Source organism: Halioglobus maricola, from assembly GCF_009388985.1.
Classification (GTDB): domain Bacteria; phylum Pseudomonadota; class Gammaproteobacteria; order Pseudomonadales; family Halieaceae; genus Halioglobus; species Halioglobus maricola.
The window spans coordinates 4,048,394-4,063,691 of sequence record NZ_CP036422.1 but is presented as its reverse complement, the minus strand read 5'-3'; the positions used below and the strand labels follow the sequence as shown (position 1 = coordinate 4,063,691).

The window sequence follows — 15,298 nt, the reverse complement described above, 5'->3', positions numbered from 1 at the left end:
AGAAACGGCAATGAAACGTAAGCAACCAATACCTGCGAAGCTGCCTCTTGCGGTACTGTCAGCCCTGGCGGGAATGTCCGCCAGCGCTACAGCACAGGAGACAGACATCGAGATCAGCGCCACGGTGCCGCAGATCGAAGAAGTATTTGTGACCGGCCAGTTCATCCCGGACGAAAAACGGGACACCTCTGAAATCTCCAACCTCGTTGGTGAAGACGATATGAACCTGGTGCCGGAGACAACAGTCGGCGCGACCCTCTCCAGGGTGGCAGGCCTTAGCCTCGTAGGCGGCAAATACGTCTACGTTCGCGGTCTGGGTGAGCGCTACTCTTCGACCCTGCTTAACCGGTCGCGTATCTCCTCCCCGGTTCCGTTCCAGAAGACGGTGCCCCTAGACATTGTTCCCAACAATATCGTGAAGAGCCTGTTGGTGCAGAAGACCTATTCTGCTCAGTACCCAGGCGACTTCTCCGGTGGTGTTGTGGACATCCGTACCAAGACCATTCCCGATGAAGACTACTTCGTCGCCAAGTTGCGGATCGGCGGCAATTCCGAAACTACAGGCGGCGACGGAATTTTTTACCGCGGTGGCGAGAACGACAACTGGGGCTGGGACGATGGCACTCGCAAAATTCCCAAGAATGTCCAGGGGCTTACCAGTGAAGAGTTTGAAGACGTAGATTACCCCCAGAAAGCCAACCTGGGTGCCAGCTTCTACAACAACTGGGATATCTACGAAAAAGATATGAAGCCCATTTACAGTGGCGAAGCTGAGCTGGGTAAGCGTTTCGATTTCGACAATGGTATGGCGCTGGGCGTATTGGGTAACGTCAAGTACACCAATGTGTGGAATAACACGATCAAGGATCTTGCGCGCTATGAGTTCACTGGTGTCGATGGCGGCAGCAACCAAACCGTTGATTACACACGCTGGATTACCAAGCAAACCGTAAACCTGTCTGGCTTCCTAAACCTTGGTCTGGAGCTTAATCAGGATAACTCGCTGTCTTTCACAGCGCTGAATCTGCGTCAGTCTGAGGACGAAGTTCAACAGGATCGCGGCCTGTCTTCTGAAGACGATGTGACAGACGGAACTTTTGTCGAGAGCTATCGCCTGCAGTGGACTGAAAACGAGATCGAGTCGTTTCAGCTGACCGGCGAGCACTACTTCAGCAGCCTCAACGACATGTTGTTCGAGTGGCGTATCGTAGACGGCTCCGGTTCCAGGGAAGCGCCTGATACCCGCACTTACACATACGCAGAGGACAACAGCGGCTATATGTCTCTGGTTGACCCCAGCCGTCAGGCAGCTGGCGACTTGCGGGATGTTTACCAGGCGCCTGATCGCAATTACAGCCAACTCGAAGATGAGATTGACGACTATGGTTTCGATATAGAGTTGCCGATCGATTTTCTCGAAAGCACCATCAAGGCGGGCTACTCCGACTACGAGCGTGGTCGCGAGAGTGAAGATCGCCTGTTCCGCTTTGGCCTGCAGCCATCGGCACCTGACTACGTGTCGTGGATGACGCCGCAACAGTTGTTCAGCACTGATAACTGGGCGAACCAGTATCTGACGGTGCGAGATTTCTCTGCCGGCCAGGCCAATGCTTCAGGGATCTTCCCGTTTGCCGAGTCGTCCGAGGAAGTGAGCGCTTTTTACGGCACCATTGACTCGCAGGTTTTGCCTTCGGTTCGGGTGCAACTGGGTGTTCGCAACGAAGATACGGACATCACCGCTGATGCCTGGGGTGGTAACACCGAACAGGGCACAGAAAACCTTGTGAAACGCTCCTATTCCGATACCTTGCCCGGCGGCTCGGTCACCTGGGAATTCCTGGAGAATATGCAGGTTCGAGTGGCTTATTCGGAAACAGTAAACCGTCCGAGCTTGCTGGAGATCACCGGTTCTACCCTGCGCAATCCCGAAGATCAAAACCTCTATCGCGGTAATGTATTTTTGGAACCCGCCGATGTGGAGAACCTGGATTTACGCTGGGAGTGGTATTTCGGAGCGGCAGACGAAATGTCAGTTGGTGTGTTCTCCAAGGACTTCACCGATCCGATCGAGCTTGCCAAGATTCAGGCACAGGGCGATATCTTCACCTGGTTCAACGCGGAAGAGGCCACGCTGGAAGGTGTGGAGTTCGATATCCGTAAAGAGCTTTACTTCGGCGAATGGTTCGGCATGAGTCCTGAGTGGGACGGTTTCCGCGTATCGGCGAACGTCTCCTGGATTGATTCAGAGGTGACTCTTCTGGGTGACGGCGAAACCGCGGCAGACGTGCCTCTGACCGGCGGTCGCCAGATCGCTCCGCTCTATTCCAACGAGCGCCCCATGACCGGCCAGTCTGACCTGCTGGGGAATGTGTTGTTCTCCTACCAGGGTTATGACAACGGTATCACCGGTAGTATTGCCTACAACTTTACTGGCGAGCGGATCGTGCTGGTGGGTGACAACAATGCGCCGGATATCGTCGAGGAAGACCGCCACCGTGTCGACGTACTGTTGAAGTACGCCTTCGAATGGCAGAACTCTGAATTGGAGTTGGAGGCCAAGGCGGCCAATATTTTCGACTCAGAAGTTGAGTGGACCCAGGGAGGCCAGCTATACGAGCGCTGGGATCCGGGCGTCACCTACAGTCTTGGCTTGAAGGCCAGGTTCTAGTGAATGGGGGCGTAAGCCCCCTTTTTTTGCTGCCGCTTTCGCTGAGCCGCCGATCAGGTGCTAACGCTAACCAGTTCAGTTTTGCTGCTACCGTCGTTATTTTCCTGATAGCGGTACTTGACCGTGCTGCCAGAGGGCGCTTCCTTCAGGCGGGTATCTTCCGGCAGTTTGAACTCCATTTTTTCGCCACGACGGACGCGGCAATTAGCATCTTCGTCGTACTTCTTGGCAGAGTGGAATTTTACGCTCTGGCCTTCACCCGATTCATAGACAGTACCTTCCAACAGGCAGTCTTTGCGTGTTTCTGCCATGGCCAGGCCGGACGTGGCCAACAGGGCTGCGGTAGATAGAGCTGCAATTAACTTTTTCATTGTGTTTACCTCCTCGCGCTCGGGTGGGGTTCAACTACCCCACACCGGGGGTTTCGGCCTCGCGGCCGTATAATTCATTTAAGTGTCACAAAACAATAACAATTGAGTGCTAGGCGACTGCTTAAAATATACCCACAAACGGTCTCCACCATCTATCTTTGTAATAAAAAATTCATAATTCATTCATACATATGAAACAACCATTTCATGAAGAGTGCTGGCGCTGTGGGAGTGTCAAAAAAGAGTCACATTGCTGTAAGAAAAGCCCTGTATTGTGGCGCCAATGAGTTGGATAAATGTTGCCCAAGTGCCCCTTAAGCCTATGATTTCGTTGGTATCATGCGTATTTTTGTAATAGTGGCAGGCCTGTTCGCAACGCTGCTGGCCTCGTCGGCCCACAGCCTCTCCCTGGCCCCGGAAGAATTTGTTGCCTCGCGCCAGCTGGCCTGTGTGTTGGCGGAGCAATCACTGGGATACCTGTCAGAAAATGAATACGGCTCCCGCACTCACACCGTGCTGGATGGCTTCGATGACCTCGAGCGTGACAATATCCTGTCCAAGGCGCTCGGTTACATGGACGGCTTGATGTTTGCGGTTGAGAGCGATAATCCGGATCAGGTTGACGCGCGGCTGCAGACGTTTGTCGACAGTTCTTCCTGCGAAGAGCAGGCCTACTATCGGGTTACCGTTGCCCTATAGCCGGGGCTATTTCGAACCGCACACTTTGCGGAATCCTGCCGCAGTAAACGGGATCATGTGATCGTATGCCGCCTGGAAATCGCTGGAGCGGCATTTCCCCCCGGAAAGTTTATCGATTCGGCCAGTCTGCGCCAGGGTAAGGGTTAGAGCGCCGGACAAGTTGTGGTAACACCAGTAAAGATCTTCATCCCGGGCCCCGGGCAAGGCGCCCCGCAGTGCCTCAATAAATTCCAATACCAGTTTGTCGAATAACTTGGACATCATTTTCTGGCCCCAATAGGGGGAGTTGTTGATGTACGCAATGAGTGCCAGATAATTCTTCCAGCCGTCATCCCCGGTCTCCTGGGCGATTTCCAGAGGGCGCAGGAACGCTTCAATGACTTGCTCTACGGTGGGGCCTTTCTTGCCGGCTTGTTGCTGGCACTCGCGCAGAGCGTTCAGGCGCGAGTCATTAAGGTCGCCCGCCCTGCGTTCAAATACTGCGTTGAACAGGTCGAGTTTCTTGCCGAAATGGTAGCTGGCCAGGGCCACGTCGACGCCGGCACTCGTGGCGATCTGACGCAGGGTCACGCCATCGAAACCATGCAGGGCAAAAAGTTCTTCCGCCGCATCGAGGATGCGCTCGCTCTTGGGACTGGGTGCGCGTTTACTCATTATCGTCCTTATTTTCCAGAGCCAGAGATTAGCATAGTTGTAAATTCAACGCTTGTTGAATACACTCCGCAGCGACAATAAATCATAATGAAGTGGTTTCGAAATCTATGAGCCCAGAAATTTTCAAGTACCTGATGGTAGGGGGCTACGCGCTACTGGTGTACTGGCTATCGTGGCTGGGCATGCGCCGAACCCGCAGTGTCGAGGGTTTTTCGATTGGCAACAAGGATATGAGTCCCTATCTGGTTGGCATAACCCTGGCAGCGTCTATTTCATCCACGGCGACCTTCGTAATCAACCCGGGCTTTGTCTACACCCATGGTCTTTCCGCGTATATCCATTACGGCGTCGCAGGCTCTCTGGGTATTCTCACCGCATTTCTTGTGCTGACCAGGGGCTTCCTGCGCCTCGGAGAAGATAGCGCCGCTGTTACGATCCCCCAGTGGATTTATTATCGTTACAACCACCGTGGTTTCAGCCTGTTCTTCGCGTTTATTAACCTGCTCTCCATTACCTTCGTGGTACTGATTCTGGTGGGCTGTAGTTTGTTGGTGACCGGTCTTTTTCCCGTGGAGCAGAAGACCGCCTTGATTATGGTCCTGCTGTTTGTGTTCTCTTACGTTTTGATGGGGGGCACGTATGCCCACGCCTATACGAATTCCTTGCAGGGCATCATGATGATGTTGGTGACTGTGGTTTTGTTTGTACTGGGCTTCAAGTACTTCGACGGTGATTTTCTGGGATCCCTGAACAGAATCGGCGAGGGCTACGGCTCGATTTACAATCCCGACAGCAATCTCTACTTCGACTTCTTTTCGGTCTTTCTGAGTGGGTTTGTCGTGACATTCGCGCTGATGCTACAGCCGCATATTCTGACCAAGGTTTTGTATCTTCGCAGCGAAAAAGACATTGGCAAGTTCATTGGCACGACCGTCGCGGTGGGCTCGCTGTTTATGCTGATGTTGATGATTGGTTTTTATGCGCGCCTCTCCGGCGTGGACGTGGGGGCCCAGGATACGGTGGTCCGGGAATACCTGCTGCACGAATTCAGCTCCTCGCTGTGGGGCGAGTATGTGCTGGTGTTTATCTTTATTACCCTGCTGGCTGCGGGGATGAGTACGCTTGACGGCATCCTGGTCTCGCTTTCCGCAATGGTAGTGAACGATATCGTGCATCCGCTGGCCGGCGAAAAGGTGGACGGCCTGGTCATGTCCCGCTGGGTACTCGTGGGTGTAGGCATTGTCGGTGTTGTTCTCGCATGGAACCCGCCGCCATTGATCGGCTTGTTCGCCCAGAAGGGCGTCTATGGGCTCGCGGCAGCGTCGCTTGTGCCGGTGCTGTTCGGCGTGCTGGTGCGGCGCCATATTCCCCTTTGGGTGGTGGCGGGTTCTGCCGCGATAGGCCTGCTCCTGCACCTTGGGCTCAACTTGTTCGGCGGGGTGGAAAACCCGGCCGTTTCAGCCACATACGCGATACTGGCGGCGCTGGCTTTCGGTCTTGCTGGTTTATTCCTGACACGTAATACGCCCAACAATCACCCTGCCGGCGTGTAAAAAATTTCATTCGAAGCTTGACAGTTCAACGCTTGTTGAATTACTTTTCCAGTCAATTCAACAATTGTTGAAATAAATGCGCGATTAGGCCTTCGCGCTGATAACACTAAGATTTGCCGTCAAAATAAGACACAAACAGAGGATTACACATGAAACCTTGTACCGCCCGTACGCCGCTTTTCGCTGCCATCGCGATGGCCACTGCTGTGGGTTCCCCCGCTGTTGTCGCCCAGAGTGAAGGTGAGAGTTTCTCCCTCGAGGAAGTGGTCGTTACCGCCCGCCGCCGTTCTGAGAGCCTGCAGGATGTGCCCATCGCAGTTACGGCTATCTCAGGTGACGCCCTGACCTTGAAAGGGGCCTCCGATATAACCGAGCTGGCGCAGGCTGTTCCCAGCGTTACTCTCGAGCCTTCCAGGGCTACTAACACTACCCTCACAGCGTTCATTCGGGGTGTGGGACAACAAGACCCGCTGGCTGGTTTCGAGCAGGGCGTCGGCCTGTACATGGACGATGTCTACATGTCTCGCCCCCAGGGAAATGTGGTGGACATCTACGATGTAGAACGTATCGAAGTGCTGCGTGGTCCGCAGGGTACGCTGTATGGCCGCAATACCATGGGTGGCGCCATTCGCTATGTCACCCGACGGCTTGACGATGAGCTCAGCGGGAGCTTGAAAGCAAGCTATGGTGACTACGATCAGGTTGATCTGGTGGGAACGATCAGTGTGCCGCTCGGCGATACCTTCCGTGTGGGGGGAACACTGGCATCTTTTCAGCGCGACGGATTCGGCGAGAGCCTTACCACGGGCGATGACAACTACAGCAAGGATATTCTGGCCTATCGTCTGAGCGCCGAGTGGTTGCCGACGGAAGATTTGCTGGTGCGATTCTCCTACGACGACACTCAGGATGAGTCGGACCCGGTGGCGGGCTATCGTCCACGCGCCGGAGCGGCCTCTGGCGAACCTGTGCTGAGCGATATCCGCGATACCTGGGCGGGCGCTGCTGACAATGCGACCACGGCTGGAATCAATGGCAACAATGAAGTCGAAGCCGATGGCTGGGCGCTCTCCGTAGACTGGAACTTCGGCGACCACTATACGCTTCGCTCGATTACTGCTGACCGTTCCGACTACACCGAATCCGTGATCGATTTCGACAGCTTGTCAGTGGACGATTTCGACGCGCCAGTGATCTACGACAACGAGCAATTCACGCAGGAATTCCAGCTGCTATACAGCGGCGAAAAAATGAACCTGGTCACGGGCTTATTCTACATCGACGCAACTGCCTCCAATGATTTCGATGTTGTCCTGGGGCAGTTGGGCCGCGTGGCCTACGGTACTGAATTGACGTCCTATACAGGCGGCACGGTGGACACTGAGTCCTGGTCGGCGTTTGCTGATATGACCTGGAACTTTACTGAAAGGCTGTCCGTCGCTGTGGGTGTTCGCTATACCGAGGATGAGCGCTCAGTCGATGTGTACAGGGCAAGCTATCTTGGGGTGGGCTCACCCTTCTTTGGCAACGATGATGCTTTCCTCCTGGGTGCGACAAGCGACTATGAGGCCAGCGAAACCTGGGATGATTGGTCCCCTCGTGTCAACGTCAGCTATCTGTGGAATGACGACATGACGGTATACGCTGGCTACAGCCAGGGCTTCAAAGCGGGAATGTTCGATCCACGCGGCGCAAATTTTGTGACTCCCGCCGTTGAAGAGGGTGTGGATCCCGAGACACTGGACTCCTATGAAGTGGGTTTCAAATCCACCTACTGGGACGGTCGGGCGGTGACCAACATCGCGCTTTTCTATTCGGAATACACCGACATGCAGGTGCCTGGTTCGGTCGGTATCGACAGCGACGGTGACGGCACCAATGACGATTTTGTCGGCACGCTGACTAACGCGGGCGAGTCGGAAATCGCGGGTATCGAGATCGAAGGTACCTTCCTGCTGACTGAGCGATTGAGCATGCAAGTCGCAGCGAGTTTTCTGGATACAGATATCACCGAGTGGATCGTCAATGATGTCGACGTCTCTGATGATCGCTACATTCAGAACACACCGGAAGAGATGGCTTATGTTGGCTTCAACTACGTGATGGATGCCTTCGGCGGCGATTTGAACTGGAACGCCAGCTACTCCTATAAGGGAGATATCACCCAGTTCGAATTTGAAGCGCCGGTGATCGACCAGGACTCCCACGACATCGTCAATGCCAGTGTCGTCTGGTTGTCAGCGGCCGACACCTGGTTGCTGGGCATTCACGGTAAAAACCTGACCGACGAAGATGTTAAAACTGCCGGTTATTGTTTCGGTAATGAGGTCTACTGCTCAGCGATCGGCCTGGAGGACAACACGACTATTTTCTACGGCCCGCCCCGTACCTGGACGGTGACCGCAGAGTATCGCTTCTAGATGTGTGCAGAAGGGCAGCAATGCCCTTGTTTGGGCCGCGGTTGATCCCGCGGCCCTTTTTTCCAGACCAGATTCGTGGATACTTAAGCAGTGAACAGATTTGATTCAGTCGCCCCCTTGATGCCGGAGATCTTCTCGCTACACGGCAAATGGCGGGGCGCCAAGGACGCGGTGATTTGCGGGGACGCGCGCTGGAGCTGGGCTGAGTTCTGTGCAGCCAACCATCGCTTTGCCCACGGCCTGCGCGCGCGCGGTGTGCGCACTGGCGACCGGGTAGCCATCGTCATGTCCAATGGCCTGCCCATGGTTCAAGCCATTTTCGGCATCATGGCTTCCGGAGCCTGCTCGGTGCCCATCAACCTGTCTGTTAGTGACGATGCTTTAGCAGGCATGCTCAGCGATGCTGGCATTGTCGCGCTCGTTGCCACGGCGGAGCAGGCTGTTCGCATCCGCAAAATGGCCGGTAGTTTGCCCGCGTCACTGCAGCTACTGGTGACCGACAGCCACGCTGTCGATGATTGGATTTCTCTCGACGAATTGTGCGCAGGCCAGCCGGAGTCTATGCCATCTCCAGATTACGACGGTGATACGCCGCTCAATATCATTTACAGCTCTGGCACTACCGGCTTGCCCAAAGGCATTCTGCACAATCACCGTGGGCGACGTGACTGGGCCTACGATCTCGCGATTGCGTTGCGCTACAACGGCTCCGCTCGAACGCTGCTTACCATCGGGCTCTACTCCAATATTTCCTGGGTGGCGATGCTCTGTACGCTAATCGCCGGCGGCACCCTCGTTGTACAGTCTCGATTTGATGCGGTGGAGTTTTTGCGCAGTACAGAAGAGGAGGGGATCACCCACACGGCTATGGTGCCGATCCAGTTTCAGCGCGTGGTTGAATTGCTTAAGGCGGGGAATGGCGATGTCTCAAGTATGCAGGGCATGATGAGTTGTGGTTCGCCATTGCACGAGAGCCTCAAGCAGGAGATTTTCGAGTACTTCCCCTGCGGGATTATTGAACTTTACGGTCTTACCGAAGGTATTATTACGACACTGGAGCCGGAGGAGGCCGAAGGCCGTTGGTCGAGTGTGGGCAAGCCGCTTATCGGCACCGACATCTGTATTGTCGATGACAATGACAGGGTTGTTGGCACGAATCAGAGCGGCGAGATTGTGTCCCGGGGCCGCATCTCGATGCCGGGTTACTGGGCGCGTGAAGACGCGACCCTGGAAGCAGAGTTCATTGACGCAAGCGGTGTACAGTGGCTGCGCTCAGGCGACATCGGCTATGTGGACGATGAAGGCTACCTCTATATCGTCGATCGAAAGAAGGACATGATCTTGTCCGGTGGTCAGAATATCTATCCGCAGGATATCGAAGCGATCCTGTTTGATCATCCGGCGATCGATGATGTCGCCGTGATTGGCCTGGCCAGCGCTCGATGGGGTGAGACTCCTGTTGCACTGGTGGTACCTGCTGACACAGGCTGTGAGCCGGGTTCATTAAAAGAGTGGGCTAACAGTCATCTGGGTAAACAGCAGCGCCTGGCAGATGTCATCCTGGTTGATGAGTTGCCACGCAACCCGAACGGCAAGATACTGAAGCGCGAATTGCGCCAACAGTTCAAGGACCGTGAATATGGCTGAATATGTCGACCATTATTACCAGAGCACAGATGGCCTGCGCCTGTACGCTCGGGACTATGCCTGCCGCACACCCGGGCGGGCTGAGCCACCGGTTGTGCTGTGCATGCATGGCCTCACCCGCAACTCCGCCGACTTTGCCGGATTAGCGAGCCAATTGAGTCAAGCCTGTCGAGTTGTTTCAGTCGATTGCCGCGGTCGTGGAAAATCAGACTACGATCCGGTGGTGGCCAACTACAATCCCGCTGTCTATGTTCAGGACATGCTGACCTTGTTAGAAGATCTGCAGATCGACAAGGTGATTCTCTGCGGGACGTCGATGGGTGGCTTGATGTCTATTATGATGGGTGCCACGCAGCCAGGGCGTATTCTTGGGATGGTCATCAACGACATTGGGCCCGAGATTGACCCGCGAGGTCTCGACCGTATCAAAGCCTATGTCGGCAAGACCAAACCGGTACACAATTGGGATGATGCCGTGGCGCAGGCGCGAGAAATCAATGGTATAGCGTTTCCCGACTTCACTGATGAGGAATGGAAGGAGTTCACGCGCGGGATCTACAACGATGTTGACGGTATTCCCGTGCTGGCTTACGACCCGGCGATTTCACAGCCCATCGATAGTGATAAGGACGTGGCCGCGCCGCCGGACCTGTGGCCGCTGTTCGACGCGGTTTCAGGCATCCCGCTCCTTGTAGTACGCGGTGAGACCTCGGATATTCTGGCGCGCAGTTGTGTCGATACCATGCGAGAGCGCAAGCCGGATCTTCAGTACGTCGAAATCCCTGGCCGCGGCCACGCTCCGACGCTCAATGAAGCGTTGGCATTAGAGGCTATCGAGCAATTTCTGCAAGGTCTTCCCTGATCATTCGGCGAGGCGTTTGAAAGCGCCATGCATTATCGGCTTGTCTGTACCTTTCTCCACGAGGCGCCACTGGTAAGTATCGACATCGGTAAATTCCCAGTATTCCATGTAAGTGGCTGCACCACTGTCGCCAAAACTCTTTAGTTCATTGACCATGGTGTCCCCTTCAAAATGGGTGCGATACTTGAACAGGTTCACCTGCATATCCGCTGCAGAGTGCACACCAACAATGGCGTTTTCCTCCGGGTCCCAGTACCAGAATCCTGTGGATGTTAATGCTTCTTCGCCATTTTCTATGCTGTAGCCACGGGCCTGCACCGAGTGCTTACCGGGGCCCCAGTGAAAGCGTTGATACGAATAGTCCACGATTACCCATTTGCCGCCGATCAGTCGCTCGAACGGAGCCAGCGGGTTTGCGTTCGCGGCGACTGACAACAATGTGAATAGCAATAAAGTGCTAATGCGAGTTGGCATGGTGGGTTCCTCGTGACTTCAGGTGGAAGTTTAGCGCATAGCGGGCCGACTCTTGCTGAGCTATTCACATGGGAAATTTTCACTATTACCCGGCTAGAAACTTTTTCAAAAGAACCGATATACTGCGCGAGCCGTATAAAAGCGTAGGGTCAAAGTTACCTTTCGCTAATAAATAAACGCAACCTGGAAGAGTCTTATGTCTAATATCAACCGCCGGTTTACCCCGGTACGCCTCGCCGCAGCTATCACTCTCGCCTCTGCCGTCGCAGCGCCCACTGCCTTCGCCCAGCTGGAAGAAGTTATCGTTACCGCCCAGAAACGGGTCGAGAGCCTGCAGGATGTGCCGCTGTCCATCACCGCCGTTGCCGGTGACAAGATGGAAGAGGCAGGCGTCTTCAAGATCGAAGATTTGCAAACCTTCACGCCTAACCTGTCAATGACCGAGACCGGCATCAGCACCCAGATTTATATTCGTGGTGTCGGTACCGGCAACAACCAGGGCTTCGAGCAGTCCGTGGGCCAGTACGTAGATGGCGTCCACTATGGTCGCCAGCAATTGCTGCGCGCACCTTTCCTCGACCTTGAGCGTGTCGAGGTCCTGCGTGGCCCCCAGGGTATTCTGTTCGGAAAGAACAGTATTGCGGGTGCGCTAAACATTGTGACAGCCAAGCCCACCGACGAGCTCGAAGGACGTGTTACTGGTAAGTACTCCCCGGACGGTGAGATCACCGAGTTCACCGGTATCCTGTCAGGCCCACTGACTGACAACCTCTTCGGACGTATTTCAGCGCGCAAGTATGATGAAGACGGCTGGATGGAAAACACCACCCTGGGCAACGACGAGCCCGAGCGTGACGAATGGGCCCTGCGCGGTCAGCTGCTTTGGGCCGCGACCGACAACCTCGAGATTACTTTCAAAGCCGAGCGCGATGAGTTTGACGTAAACGGCCGCCAGATCGAAATTGTGCAGGATGATCCCGGTCTCGCGGATGCGCCGCTGCCCGGTTTCAACTTCTCCCAGATCCTGGGGCTGTTGGGTTATCCCGGCGGTATTGAAGAGGCCAAGCAGAACAACAAGCGTCAGCGCGACGAGTCCGAGATTTCCGAGAATGAGATCGAGAACTACACCCTGACGATTGACTACGCCATGGGTGACTATGAGCTTACGTCGATCACTGGTTTCGTCGGCTATGACATCCTCAATGGTTGTGACTGTGACTTCGTAGCAGCACCGATTATCGATACTCTGGAAGCGGAAGAATATGACCAGTTCAGTCAGGAGATCCGGATCGTGTCACCGGGCGGTGAAACTGTCGATTGGCTGGCCGGGGTCTTCTACCAGGAAAGTGAACTGAACTATGACGGCGATCTGACCGTCCCGACAGATGCGATTCTCGGCAGCCCTGCTATCGCCGGCGGAGCCCTTGCACCCTTGACGGGTACCGGCGCCAAGCGTTTCTACAACCAGGACAGTGAGGCGTGGTCTGTCTTTGCCCAGGCAACGTGGAATATTAACGACACCATGCGCCTGGTACTGGGTGGCCGTTACACCGACGAGACGCGCGACGCCGATCGTGAAGTATTCATCACCGACCTCGATGGCAATTTCCTTGAAAATTCAGCGGCACCTTTCCTGTGGTTCGCTGTGTTTGGTGTTGAAAACCAGCAGATCCCTGGCCACCAGCTGGACGGCAGCCGCGACGAGAGCGATTTCACGCCTGCGGTTAACTTCCAGATGGATGTCACTGAGAATGTGATGATGTACGTCTCCTATACCGAGGGCTTCAAGTCCGGCGGTTTCGATGCCCGTTCCAACTCTACTGCGAGCTGGGAGTTCGAGGGTGAGGAGAACGAGACCTACGAACTGGGCGCCAAGTCTACCCTGCTGGACGGCACGCTCGAGTTCAACGCCGCCCTGTACTACACCGAGTACACCGACCTGCAGATAGCGCAGTTCGACGGCACCCTCGGCTTCAACGTGGGCAACGCGCCTGAAACTGAACTCTGGGGAGTGGAGATCGATGGTCGCTGGGCGATCACTGATAACCTGACAGCCGCCTATGGCGCAGCCTATCTCGATCACGAGTACACGGATTACCCCAACGGTAACTGTTACAACCGTGAGACTCCCAATCCTGAGACCGGGTTGTGTGATTACACCGGCCGTACCGGCCAGTACGCACCTGAGTGGAGCGGCTTCTTCAGCCTGAGCCATGTCTACCCGCTGGGTGCCGAACTGGAGCTGCACAGCGCCTTCGACCTGTCCTACACCGGTGAGCAAAATGTGCACGTGAACCTGGACCCGCAGTGGGAAGTGGATGACCTCACCCAGATGAACTTCCGCATGGGTCTCTACGCTGACAGCTGGGATGTCGCGGTACTGGTACAAAACCTGTCGGACGAGCAGCAGTTCACTTACGTGGGCAACACGCCGCTGTCTGGCAGCACCTTTGGCACCAATACCTTCTACAGCTTCATGTCACGGCCTCGCACGACCTACCTGCAGGCTACCTGGCACTTCTAAGCCCGGTGTGATTGATGTGGCGGCTCTTTTGAGCCGCCATTTTTTTATCTGAATTTCCAAGGAATCCACTATGCGAGGAATCATCATCGTCTACGCGCTGGGTCTGGCTATCGCCTGGGCCGGCAGTCAGGGTTCAGCTAGCTATGCTGGAATGCCCGTCTTCGCGCTCTGTGCTTTGCTGGCTTTTGCCTTGCAATGGCTTGCGTTCGTGCCGGCTTATCTGAAGCAGACAGAAAAATTCTACGATCTTGTCGGCAGCATCACCTACACCAGTTGTATCGTGCTTGCCCTTGCGCTCAGTGGCTCCATTGATATGCGCTCGCTGTTGCTGGCTATCTGTGTGCTGATCTGGGCTTCGCGTCTTGGCGCTTTCCTTTTTGCGCGCATCCACAAGGATGGTGCGGATGATCGCTTTGACAAGATCAAGCCCAACCCCGTTCGGTTTTTCATGACCTGGAGTCTGCAGGGTTTGTGGGTATTGATCACCGCCGGTGCAGCACTCGCAGCGATAGCATCAGACAGCGATGCTCCCATCGGGGTGCTGGCATGTGTCGGCGTGCTCTTGTGGGTCGCCGGCTTTGCGATAGAAGTCATTGCCGATCACCAAAAACGCGTGTTTCGCGGCCGTGCTGGTGCTGGCGAATTTATCACCGAGGGTTTGTGGGCGCGCTCCCGTCATCCCAATTATGCAGGCGAGATACTGCTTTGGTTTGGGGTGGCCTTGATCGCCTTGCCAGCGCTGCAGGGCTGGGCCATGGCGACCCTGGTATCACCGGTATTTGTTTACTTGCTGTTGTCGCGTGTGAGCGGTGTTCCGCTGCTGGAGAAGAAGGCGGATGCCAAGTGGGGCGGGCAGGAAGAATACGAAGCCTACAAGGCGCGTACCCCGGTACTTTTCCCCCGGCTTTTCTAGCGACGCCAGAGAGGCGAGCCGTCAGTGCGCAGAGAGCGGCTTGGATTGCGCGCTGGGCTGGCCTACCATGTTAGATTCTGCGCTTTGGCGGCGTCCACAACGAGAGCTTTATATGAACAATACCCTGGTTATCTGGCATGAGATGCTGGCGGCTCAAGACCCCTCTCGACTGGCGGAAGTGATTGCGGATGACTGTGATTTTGTCTCTCCCGTTCTGCACACAACGCAAGAGGGTGGCGAGCTGACCAAAATGTACCTGACGGGGGCGTTTCACATCCTCGGCGTGGGTGGAAGCTTCCGCTATATTAAGGAAGTCGTCAGCGGCAACCATGCGGTGCTTGAGTTTGTCACGGAGGTTGATGGCCTGACAGTCAATGGCGTGGATATCATGACCTTCGACGACGAGGGTAAGATTTGTGAGTTCAAGGTTATGGTGCGTCCTCTCAAGGCTCTCCATCTGGTGAAGCAGAAGATGGCTGATATGCTGGAGCAACTGTCAGCCTGATCTGTTTG

12 protein-coding genes are annotated in these 15,298 nt (G+C 55.2%); 9 read left to right on the top strand and 3 right to left on the bottom strand.

What is annotated here, in order from left to right:
- Positions 1 to 10: 10 nt before the first annotated feature.
- Positions 11 to 2,668, top strand: coding sequence for a TonB-dependent receptor domain-containing protein (locus EY643_RS18360; protein WP_153240616.1), 2,658 nt, complete (start codon positions 11 to 13; stop codon positions 2,666 to 2,668).
- Positions 2,669 to 2,721: 53 nt separating this feature from the next.
- Here EY643_RS18360 and EY643_RS18355 read toward each other — a convergent pair whose 3' ends face one another.
- Positions 2,722 to 3,039: a hypothetical protein gene (locus EY643_RS18355; protein ID WP_153240615.1), complete on the bottom strand. Its 318-nt coding sequence runs from the start codon at positions 3,037 to 3,039 to the stop codon at positions 2,722 to 2,724.
- A gap of 339 nt (positions 3,040 to 3,378) precedes the next feature.
- Between EY643_RS18355 and EY643_RS18350 the strand changes: the two genes are divergently transcribed.
- Positions 3,379 to 3,738: a hypothetical protein gene (locus EY643_RS18350; protein WP_153240614.1), complete on the top strand. Its 360-nt coding sequence runs from the start codon at positions 3,379 to 3,381 to the stop codon at positions 3,736 to 3,738.
- Positions 3,739 to 3,744: 6 nt separating this feature from the next.
- Here the strand turns inward: EY643_RS18350 and EY643_RS18345 are convergent, their stop codons facing one another.
- A complete protein-coding gene (locus EY643_RS18345) occupies positions 3,745 to 4,392 on the bottom strand; it encodes a TetR/AcrR family transcriptional regulator (protein WP_153240613.1) in 648 nt (215 codons plus the stop codon).
- Between the two features lie 107 nt (positions 4,393 to 4,499).
- Between EY643_RS18345 and EY643_RS18340 the strand changes: the two genes are divergently transcribed.
- The 4 genes from EY643_RS18340 to EY643_RS18325 all read left to right on the top strand — a co-directional run bounded on the left by EY643_RS18340 (position 4,500) and on the right by EY643_RS18325 (position 10,874).
- Entirely contained in the window at positions 4,500 to 5,945 is a 1,446-nt protein-coding gene (locus tag EY643_RS18340; RefSeq protein WP_153240612.1) for a sodium:solute symporter family transporter, read from the top strand.
- 149 nt (positions 5,946 to 6,094) lie between these two features.
- Positions 6,095 to 8,365, top strand: coding sequence for a TonB-dependent receptor (locus EY643_RS18335; protein ID WP_153240611.1), 2,271 nt, complete (start codon positions 6,095 to 6,097; stop codon positions 8,363 to 8,365).
- A 90-nt stretch (positions 8,366 to 8,455) separates the two neighbouring features.
- Positions 8,456 to 10,012, top strand: a complete 1,557-nt coding sequence (locus EY643_RS18330) for a class I adenylate-forming enzyme family protein (RefSeq protein WP_153240610.1) — start codon at positions 8,456 to 8,458, stop codon at positions 10,010 to 10,012.
- Entirely contained in the window at positions 10,005 to 10,874 is an 870-nt protein-coding gene (locus EY643_RS18325; RefSeq protein ID WP_153240609.1) for an alpha/beta fold hydrolase, read from the top strand. Before EY643_RS18330 ends, EY643_RS18325 begins: the two co-directional genes overlap by 8 nt.
- Here EY643_RS18325 and EY643_RS18320 read toward each other — a convergent pair whose 3' ends face one another.
- Positions 10,875 to 11,348 (bottom strand): hypothetical protein, encoded by a 474-nt coding sequence (locus EY643_RS18320; RefSeq protein ID WP_153240608.1) that lies wholly within the window; start codon positions 11,346 to 11,348, stop codon positions 10,875 to 10,877.
- A 196-nt stretch (positions 11,349 to 11,544) separates the two neighbouring features.
- On the opposite strand from EY643_RS18320, the gene EY643_RS18315 reads away from it, so the two are divergent.
- The 3 genes from EY643_RS18315 (at position 11,545) to EY643_RS18305 (ending at position 15,290) form a co-directional block, all read left to right on the top strand.
- Positions 11,545 to 13,872, top strand: a complete 2,328-nt coding sequence (locus EY643_RS18315; RefSeq protein ID WP_153240607.1) for a TonB-dependent receptor — start codon at positions 11,545 to 11,547, stop codon at positions 13,870 to 13,872.
- Positions 13,873 to 13,942: 70 nt separating this feature from the next.
- A complete protein-coding gene (locus EY643_RS18310) occupies positions 13,943 to 14,785 on the top strand; it encodes a DUF1295 domain-containing protein (protein WP_153240606.1) in 843 nt (280 codons plus the stop codon).
- Between the two features lie 112 nt (positions 14,786 to 14,897).
- Entirely contained in the window at positions 14,898 to 15,290 is a 393-nt protein-coding gene (locus EY643_RS18305; RefSeq protein ID WP_153240605.1) for a nuclear transport factor 2 family protein, read from the top strand.
- Positions 15,291 to 15,298 lie beyond the last annotated feature (8 nt).

Excerpts from the sequence above, each read along its gene's own strand:
- EY643_RS18355 (WP_153240615.1), bottom strand. The coding sequence starts at position 3,039 with ATGAAAAAGTTAATTGCAGCTCTATCTACCGCAGCCCTGTTGGCCACG.
- EY643_RS18360 (WP_153240616.1), top strand. The coding sequence starts at position 11 with ATGAAACGTAAGCAACCAATACCTGCGAAGCTGCCTCTTGCGGTACTG.
- EY643_RS18310 (WP_153240606.1), top strand. The coding sequence starts at position 13,943 with ATGCGAGGAATCATCATCGTCTACGCGCTGGGTCTGGCTATCGCCTGG.
- EY643_RS18350 (WP_153240614.1), top strand. The coding sequence starts at position 3,379 with ATGCGTATTTTTGTAATAGTGGCAGGCCTGTTCGCAACGCTGCTGGCC.
- EY643_RS18335 (WP_153240611.1), top strand. The coding sequence starts at position 6,095 with ATGAAACCTTGTACCGCCCGTACGCCGCTTTTCGCTGCCATCGCGATG.
- EY643_RS18305 (WP_153240605.1), top strand. The coding sequence starts at position 14,898 with ATGAACAATACCCTGGTTATCTGGCATGAGATGCTGGCGGCTCAAGAC.
- EY643_RS18325 (WP_153240609.1), top strand. The coding sequence starts at position 10,005 with ATGGCTGAATATGTCGACCATTATTACCAGAGCACAGATGGCCTGCGC.
- EY643_RS18340 (WP_153240612.1), top strand. The coding sequence starts at position 4,500 with ATGAGCCCAGAAATTTTCAAGTACCTGATGGTAGGGGGCTACGCGCTA.
- EY643_RS18320 (WP_153240608.1), bottom strand. The coding sequence starts at position 11,348 with ATGCCAACTCGCATTAGCACTTTATTGCTATTCACATTGTTGTCAGTC.
- EY643_RS18345 (WP_153240613.1), bottom strand. The coding sequence starts at position 4,392 with ATGAGTAAACGCGCACCCAGTCCCAAGAGCGAGCGCATCCTCGATGCG.
- EY643_RS18315 (WP_153240607.1), top strand. The coding sequence starts at position 11,545 with ATGTCTAATATCAACCGCCGGTTTACCCCGGTACGCCTCGCCGCAGCT.